Origin of the sequence: Paenibacillus xylanilyticus (assembly GCF_047246825.1) — a bacterium.
GTDB classification, from domain to species: domain Bacteria; phylum Bacillota; class Bacilli; order Paenibacillales; family Paenibacillaceae; genus Paenibacillus; species Paenibacillus xylanilyticus_B.
Map to the genome: position 1 here is coordinate 259,460 of NZ_JBFOLB010000006.1, position 8,682 is coordinate 268,141.

General features: G+C 49.2%; 6 protein-coding genes, 1 tRNA gene and 1 pseudogene. 2 read left to right on the top strand and 6 right to left on the bottom strand.

Annotation, left to right across the window (positions count from 1 at the left end; all coding sequences use genetic code 11):
- Positions 1-42: 42 nt before the first annotated feature.
- The 4 genes from AB3N00_RS26300 to AB3N00_RS26315 all read right to left on the bottom strand — a co-directional run bounded on the left by AB3N00_RS26300 (position 43) and on the right by AB3N00_RS26315 (position 5,448).
- Positions 43-1,545: an MBL fold metallo-hydrolase gene (locus tag AB3N00_RS26300; protein WP_413037205.1), complete on the bottom strand. Its 1,503-nt coding sequence runs from the start codon at positions 1,543-1,545 to the stop codon at positions 43-45.
- Entirely contained in the window at positions 1,542-3,227 is a 1,686-nt protein-coding gene (locus AB3N00_RS26305) for an ABC transporter permease (protein WP_413037222.1), read from the bottom strand. Before AB3N00_RS26305 ends, AB3N00_RS26300 begins: the two co-directional genes overlap by 4 nt.
- 80 nt (positions 3,228-3,307) lie before the next feature.
- Positions 3,308-4,378: an ABC transporter substrate-binding protein gene (locus AB3N00_RS26310; RefSeq protein WP_413037206.1), complete on the bottom strand. Its 1,071-nt coding sequence runs from the start codon at positions 4,376-4,378 to the stop codon at positions 3,308-3,310.
- Between the two features lie 56 nt (positions 4,379-4,434).
- Positions 4,435-5,448, bottom strand: coding sequence for an ABC transporter ATP-binding protein (locus AB3N00_RS26315; protein WP_413037207.1), 1,014 nt, complete (start codon positions 5,446-5,448; stop codon positions 4,435-4,437).
- A gap of 389 nt (positions 5,449-5,837) precedes the next feature.
- On the opposite strand from AB3N00_RS26315, the gene AB3N00_RS26320 reads away from it, so the two are divergent.
- Complete coding sequence (locus AB3N00_RS26320) at positions 5,838-6,764, top strand: LysR substrate-binding domain-containing protein (RefSeq protein ID WP_413037208.1); 927 nt, start codon at positions 5,838-5,840, stop codon at positions 6,762-6,764.
- Between the two features lie 128 nt (positions 6,765-6,892).
- Positions 6,893-7,750 carry a hypothetical protein gene (locus AB3N00_RS26325; protein WP_413037209.1) on the top strand — a complete coding sequence of 286 codons (858 nt, stop codon included), beginning with the start codon at positions 6,893-6,895 and terminating at the stop codon, positions 7,748-7,750.
- Between the two features lie 62 nt (positions 7,751-7,812).
- Here the strand turns inward: AB3N00_RS26325 and AB3N00_RS26330 are convergent.
- Positions 7,813-8,417 (bottom strand): annotated as a pseudogene (locus AB3N00_RS26330) (short chain dehydrogenase).
- A 190-nt stretch (positions 8,418-8,607) separates the two neighbouring features.
- Positions 8,608-8,678, bottom strand: a tRNA-Gly gene (locus AB3N00_RS26335).
- Between the last annotated feature and the right edge of the window lie 4 nt (positions 8,679-8,682).

The following is an 8,682-nucleotide window of genomic DNA, read 5'->3' on the forward strand; positions in this document are numbered from 1 at the left end:
GGGACGCCCTCTATTGAATATAATCTAATCCCCTTCAATCACTTACACATAAAGCTCATCTCCGGGAGACAATGAATGTATCATGACTTCTGGAGTTGGGCTATTTCCGACCAAAATTTCTCTTAGTCTATCCGTCTCGGCTTTGTCTGCATGTACCAGCACGGTATGCCGCGCAGGCACGCGCTGCAGCATTTTCTCGACATCCAGCCAGCCCTGATGCACTTTATAACGAATTTTCTGCACCTCACAGACTCCATATTCAGCCGGATTCTGTATTAGCTTCTGTGCAAACGTTCCAACAGCGGCATGCCCCGTAAGCAGGATCAGGTTCTCCTCTCTGTCTGCCAGTTGATTATAGTACCAACGGGCAAGCGAAGACTGCATCATGCCGTCAGGAATGAACCATAGCGAAGCAGCATGTTGATTCAGCAGTCGCTCCCGATCCTCCCGACTCTGGGGTAGATGCCAAGACTTTCCGCCCAGAAAACGTTCAATGACATCCATTAATGGACTCTTGAGACGATCTCCCTTTTCTCTCAGCCAGTATGGAACACGCATCAGTTGCTTCATGCCATCCACCAGCCCCTGCTCCACGATCATCGGAACACCCTGGAACTGCTCATGTGCCCATAAAATAATCTCCTGACCACGGCCTACCGAAGGCATCGGCAGCAATACTTTGCCGCCACGGGCAATGGTCCGGCGAATGGCATGGCCCAAATGTGCCAATTTGTCTGTCTGTGTATCCCGGTCCGTTCCGTATGCAGCATCCACAATCGCCAGATCCATCGGCCGATTCAAACGCCCTTTTATTAACGATGGAGACAAGGAAGCAGATAATCCAGAGCTCACAGTTGCCATTGCAGCTTCCGCCAGCGGCCCGCCAGTTAATTGAATACCATCACTAGCAGCCATACCCTGGGACAATAGCGGGTTATTAACACGGCTGCCTGTTCGCTCTCTGCTACGAAACACGCTTGCCAATCTCAACGCCTCTGCCGCACAATCTTCCTGTAAGAGCATGGATTCAGACGTATAGTCCCCCGAATAAAAGATCCGTTTGCCCTCCATTTCAAGTGCAAACCATACCGATCCGGCAAGGTGACCACTGCGTCCCCACAACACATTTATCCCTGAAACCACCTCGAACCAGATCCCAGCCTTGGCCTCATTTTCCAGATATCGATATCGTATTGACTGCACATCTGTTTCCTCGTAGGGCAAACCATGCCCTGCACGCTCCATGTTGCTGCTCCACGCCCGGAAATAGGTGTCCAGCTGCTCCCTTGTCTCACGCGTCGTCCATACTTCACCCTGATAGCCCATCTTGTAGAGCAATGGAATAGCAACGGAATGATCCTCATGAGCGTGAGACAACAGTACGGCATCTAAGTTTGAAACGATATCCGGTTCGATGAGTGGGTACTCGCCTGCGCCTTCTTTTTTCACGCCGCAATCCATTAAAATGTGAAACCTGTCTCCGCTCAGGAGATAGGCAGAGCGGCCATGTTCGCCTGCCCCGCCCCATACGTTCAGTTTGATCATGATGCATTCCACTTTCTCTTCGAATTCAGTAGCTCAATGCCGAGCAGCATCAGTACGGTCATGCCAACAGTCACCACCGCCATGGCCATGCCCAGCGAAACCTGCCCTTGTTCAAACTGGGCAAAAATATACGTAGCGGACGTCTGCATCGACGGCGGGAGAATCAACAGCGACCCTACCAGCTCCCGTGTGGCGATGGTGAAAGTCATCATCCAACCCGCCAGCATGCCGGGAATGATCAGGGGCACAAGAATGCGCCGCAGAATATACAGCGGTTTCCCACCAAATACCTGGCCTGCCTGAAACAAGGTTCCATCAATCTGAGTGAAGCTTGATTTAACGTACTGCACCGTGTAAGGCAGAAACAGTACGACATACGTCAGAACGACCATCCCGTATGTGTTGTACAGGGTAAATGGCATCCATGGAGAATTCCAGAACAGGATTAGACCCACGACCATGACAATGCCCGGTACCGTATTCGGCAGCAGACTGAATAGGTCAATGACACGCTGCATGAACGAAGATGATTTGCCGATCGCCAGCGCAAATCCTGTACCGATCACAACCGCAACTGTGGAAGCGGCCAGTGACAATCCCAGACTATTGCCGATGGCTTTCATGCTGACCGAACCCCATGACAGCAGATCCCGATAATGGTCCAGCGTTACGTTGTCCAGAGACAACCCGGCCCCGCGCAGCTTCATCGTCGAAGCAGCAATGATAGAGAAGTACGGAATACCCACAGATAGGATTAGCAGTACGGCAAGATACAGACCGCATAGCCATCCGGCTCCCCCGCGAAGGGAATATCTTTTCGAACGCTGCCCTTTGCCTCCCACCAGACGATACGTGAATTTTCGACTCATGGCAGACTGCATATACCACATCACCAGACATACGGATAACAGTACCGATGCCAGTGAAGTCGCCTTACCAAAATCAATGGGCCAACTGGAGATATATTTGTGGATCTCTGAAGTCATGACATAGTATCCGATGCGGCGCCCGAAGGTTGCCGGGGTTCCGAATTCTGCAATCGTTTTGACAAAAACAAGCATGATCCCCATCCCATAGGAAGATAACAACAGAGGTAAAATGATGCGTCTGAACCGGTAACCCGCACGTGCCCCGTGCACGGATCCCGCTTCTTCCAGATTACCGCCGATACGAATCAGCGCATCCCGTAACAGCAAATACAAGAATGGGAACAGATGCAGGCTCATAATCAGCACCATGCCCCAGAAGCTGAAGAATAGTTCGCTCCATTTCTCAGCCGAAGGTACCCATTGCTGCAGGTATCCCCCTTTTTGCATAAACAAAATCCAGCCCATGGAGCCGATATACGGCGGGGTCATAAATGGAATCATCAGGATTACGTCCACCCAGCGATGCTGCCCCATACGGGTCTTGGCCATCATCCAGGCCAGCGGCAGGGCTAGCAAGGTTGTCCCGGCAACAACACAGATGCCCAGCCAGACGGAATTGAGCAGCACGCCGGATAAATGATGACCCGTAATCGTCCGAATCGGAGCCATCCAGTCCCATTGTCCATCCGGATAAATGCTTTGCCAGAAAATCAGCAGCAGCGGCACGCCAATACTTATAGTCAGCAGAAAGAGGGCCAGAATCACGCCCACTCTCCGAAAAATACGGTTGTTGTCCAATACAACAGGTTTCACTGCTTTCACCTCACATGACTTCCACCAAGACACTCGTTACACGTGTTGTCGAATGTTACTCAGTATTGATTTCAGCGATCCTATTTGAAAATCTCAGAGAAACGAGCTGCTGTCTCATCACCATTTTCACTCATCCAGTTCCAATCCACTTTCAGTTGCGGGATATCCTTGAGATTGGCCCGGTTGGTCGCTTCAATGTCTTCCCGGCCAGGAATCAGGTAAGCATCTGCAACCAGCTTCTGCGCTTCATCGGACAGCAGGTAGTCGATAAACGCCTTGGCATTCTCCACATTTGGACTCGACTTCAGGATCGCTGCTGGTCTCGGACTGATTACCGTCCCTTCCTCGGGATATACGATATCCAGTGGTTCGCCTTTATCCTTGGAGGAATATGCCATGTAATCGACACCAGCCGCAACGATGCTTTTGGCACCCGTAATCACCGGATCAAGGGCTTCCTGGTTCGCCCCCGCCATGGCAACACCGTTCGCTTTGTAGCTGTTCAGCAAATCCCAGCCTTGGTCACCGTTCACACTCAGATAACCTGTAATGAAATCCAGCGCAGAACCGGACAATGTTGGATCAGGGATATTCACGGCGTCTTTCCAGGCTGGTGTAGCGAGCTCAGCCCAGCTTGTCGGTGGTGTAGACACCAGTTTGGTATTGTATACGATCCCGAGCGCCGAAGCACTGGAGCTGAAATAGTTGCCTTCCGCATCCGACCAGTCCTTGTTCAACTTGTCGGCATTTGCTGCTTCAGGATAAGGTAACGTTAAACCGTCGGCTTTTAGTGCTTGTGCTGAAGGCAGAGAAGCCAGAATAACTACATCGGCCACAGGGTTGGATTTTTCTGCTTCCATACGGGCGAGAATTTTACCTGTTGTTCCCTGGAACATCTCTACTTCAATACCTGTTTTGGCCGTGAACCCGCTCACGATATTATCCGCCAGCTTTTGTGGTCCTGCACTATACAACACCAGTTTGCCGCCTGCTGTTTCTGTTGTTTGCGCTGCTGCTGCCGCACTGCCTTCCCCAGCAGATTGTCCTGCGTTTCCGCCCGTTGAATTCGTGCTGCATCCGAACAAGCCAATACTCATTATCGCTGTTAACAGCAGCATTGCACTTTTTTTCCGTGTTTTGATTCCCAACATCTTATTCCATCTCCCTTGGTTTTATATGCTATTTCCTGTTTCCCATTTCACACTTCCTAGTTCGCCGCTGCTATAACTTCCCGCTTCACATCGGTGGCTTCATGCCCAGCCATCCGGCAGATACGCTCCGGCGATATATACAGCTGAACCTGCTCCCCTACGCGAACCCTACGGTCCAGATAGGCGGTCCACACGCCCAGCCCTTCCATTTGAACCCGAATCTCATAACGCTCTCCTACATAACTGACACTCAGTACCGTTGCCTGATAACGCAGATCGTCGTGACTTGTCCTGTTCCAGGTCACATGTTCCGGCCGTACCATGGACTGATTCGGTGTCAGCCAATTGGACTTTCCGATAAACGAAGCGACAAATGGATCACTTGGCGATGCGTAGATCGTTTCCGGGGTGCCCTTTTGCAATATCCGTCCCTTTTCCATAACTACAATCTCATCTGACATCGACATTGCCTCGACTTGATCATGGGTGACGTACAATGCGGTTAGTCCCATATCCCGAACCAGAGACATCATCTCAATCCGCATTTCCTCCCGCAGTACAGCATCAAGTGCACTAAGCGGTTCATCAAACAAAATCACTCCGGGTCTCACTGCTACCGCTCTGGCAAAAGCAACCCGCTGCTGCTGTCCACCGGACAGCTGATGAGGATAACGATCTTCCATGCCTTGCAGGCGAACCATGCCGAGCGCTTCGGTCACTTTCTGCCGTAGATCCACCTTTTGCTTGCCTGCCTTTAAGCCGAATGCCACATTTTCATATACCGTCATATGCGGCCATAATGCAAAATCCTGAAACACCATGCCCAGATTACGCTTATGGGTCGGTACATCGATCCGTTTGGCTGCTGAAAAGATACACTGATCACCCGCAATAATCTCTCCCGAATCCGGCTGCTCAAGTCCAGCGAGCATGCGCAGCAGTGTTGTTTTACCGCAGCCCGATGGACCGAGCAGTGTCGTAAACTGACCATGCTGCAGCGTCAAATCTGTAGGCAATAGTGCAGGCGTGCGATTGAATGATTTTTGAACCCCTGAAATCTCCATTTTCATAAGCATCCCTGCCTGTCTTCTTGTACTGTCCTCAGTCTAACGTCCGCTCTCGCAAGTTGTATGTTATGAATGTAAAAATGAAATTAACTTTTTAGATGAATTCTGTTGATGTTCATAGATTAAATCTATATAAGATGAGCAAAATCAATTTTTCATGTTGTTACTCCGATTACAGCACCATCTTCCGATCGCTGTTATCCCCGGATTTCCATGATTCCCTTTTCAAAGGGAGAAATCAGGGGATAAAGGCGAAGCGTATGCTTCCGAAGTAGCTTTCTTTCAGAAAGCTTTTAGCTTCGCTTCTTCAGATTGGTCCTGTACTCTACGTCTTTATGAAAACAAGCATTAAATCATCTTATATTATGGAGGCCTGCATAAGGGAGAGGAGTATGAGTTCATTGAATCTGATCAAACTGCAAATTGTAGAACTGATTGATAAGCATCACCATATGACCAGCGTGGCGGAGATTCTGGGCATCAAGCAGCCCACCGTTACGTTTCACATGAAATCACTGGAGGAAGAGATGGGTGTGCGATTATTCGAATCGCGCAGCGGGAAGACATTTCTGACTGAGGCTGGACAGGCCCTTCTTCATTATTCTGTGAAAATTAATGCCCTGACCCAAGAAGCTCGCCGGGTGGTCAAGGAATACGACAGCCTTTACCGGGGTACGCTTCACATTGGGGCGAGCTATGTACCTGCAACCTATCTGCTGCCTCCGATGCTGAATACATTTTCGCAGGAGTTTCCCGGCATTCGAATTGTGTTATCAGTCAAACCGTCCCCTGTCATCCGTGAGATGTTAATGCGGCATCAGATTGATCTGGGGGTAATCTCTTCCGAACCTTTTGTTGGTCCTGTCCTCCAGGCAGATCCGCTATGTGCAGATGATCTGGTATTGATTTGTGCTCCGCAGCATGCCTTGACCCAGAGAGAAGTGTTGGAGCCCGAGCATATCTCTCAGGTGCCTTTTGCCTTGCATGGGAACGAATCGAGCACACGCCGTTTGACCAACCAATGGCTGGAACAGCATGCAGTGCGGCTTCGCAGTACAGTGGAGATGGATTCACTCGAGGCAATCAAACAGCTGGTTTTACTCGGAGGTCATATATCATTCATGTCACGTATGGCCGTACAATGGGAGGAGCAGCATGGCTTGGTTCAGGTTCTTCCCATCCCGGGCGAGCAAGCTCCACGACATATATACACGGTACATAATAAGGATCGTCATCCTTCAGTCCAGGTGAACCGGTTCAAGGAAGTCCTGCAGGAAGGGGTTCATCATTTTCCGCCATTTCTCGGCTTGGCCCCATAAAAACTATCGCTCGCCATTCATCAATTCTATGCAGGGTTAACGTAATGCTCGTCCAACGTTAATCACTTCCATATACTCGGGCGGTAAAGTGGGTCTGTACATTAATCCAGCCTAGGGAGTGATAGGTTTTGAAAAAGTGGAAAAAGGTAACTGCCTCATTCATGCTGAGCATCGTCACATTGGGAAGTAGTTTGACGTTCCAGGCACCACAAGTTTCAGCGGCGGCCAATGCCGTGCCAGCCTATGAAGTGAAGTTTCTGGCTAAACCGGAATTGGTATTGAACTCGGATGGAACCCCTCGGAGTGAAGTCATACAGACTTTGGCTCTGGATTCTACACCAAGAAACATCAGTGCAGAGTACTTTGATACCAATTCCCTGAATCTGAACCAAGCCGGATGGGATGTCCGTTTTCGGAAAAAGGATGACAAAAACAATTATGAATTAACCTACAAGAAGCGGTACCCCGTAATTAACGGTGATATTAATGCAGCACTGACACTGGCAAATCAAGAAGGATTTGATGCGTCTGACGATAATTACGAGGCTGAGATCGATTGGGGATATGGCAAACAAACACTGAGCTTCTCCAACACCAAAAAAGTGGATACCAAAGCTACAGGCGTACAACTTCCTTCCGAGCAGGACGCACTGGACATGCTGCTTGACAAGCTGCCGGGCAAACTGAAAAACTGGTCTTCTTCAAACTGGGGCAAACAAGCACTCTCGCAATCCCGTGCTCACGGGCCGATCACGTTCCAGCGCTATGAGGGCACATGGAATGGACAAGACCTCACGCTGGAAGTATGGCCAATCCGTAACGCAGATGGTACAGGTGTAGAGAATCTTGTTGAGGTTTCTTTCAAAACCGATGATACTGCAGCTGTATCCGGTCTGCGTACCGAGCTGCTGCAAGTATTGGAGAACAACAACTGGCTTATCCCTGCCGATGGGTTGAAAACACAAACCATACTGGAAAGATACTAATCGATTCGCTTGAAACATAAAGCTCCTCTCCCTAAGCATAGGAGAGGAGCTTTTTTCACAAGTCAATATACTTTAAAGGTTTGAGCCGTTTCGATGCCCAGCGCACTTTGAATAAATGTATTAGCCACTCGATCCACGGGTACTGGGTTAAAACCAATAAAGAAGTCCTTATATTTCTCAGCTGACTCTTCAAACAGATTAGGGCTGACCGAATTCAGGCGAATACCTCTCGGCAGTTCATAGGCAGCCGCTTTGGCGAACGCATCAATCGCGCCATTGGCCATTGCACTGGAAGCACCTTGTGCAATAGGATGATCCTTGATAATGCCACTCACCAGCGTGAAACTCCTTTGTCGTTAACATAGTGTTGGCCAATTAATACGATATTGACCTGGCCCAACAATTTGCCCTGTACACTAACCATGTTGCTCTCAGGTGTCAGTTCTTCCAATTTGGCATAATGCGTCTGACCCGCCGCTACAATGACGTAATCAATGTTTGGGACAGCTTCAAAAAGAGCCGTGATGCTATCGGTTGAGGTCATATCCACCTGATAATCACCGGAATTTCTCCCCGCCGTAACCACTTCTACTGACAGCTCATTCAACTTGGCAACAATTGCTGTACCTAGCGTTCCATTTCCTCCAATAACGAGAGCTCTTTTCACACTACTCCTCCTCCTTAGGTCCAATCCTGATGTTACATCCAGGAAATGCTTGCATCTATCTATTTAAACAAACTCAATCCGATGAGATCAAATTACAAAATTCAATGCATTTATAAAAAAGAATGAAGTAGGTGTGTGGTATTCAAAAAACAAAAAAAACCTCTTGCATAAAAGCAAGAGGTTTACTGTAAGCGGGTGATGGGAATCGAACCCACGCTATTAGCTTGGAAGGCTAAAGTTCTACCATTGAACTACACCCGCATAA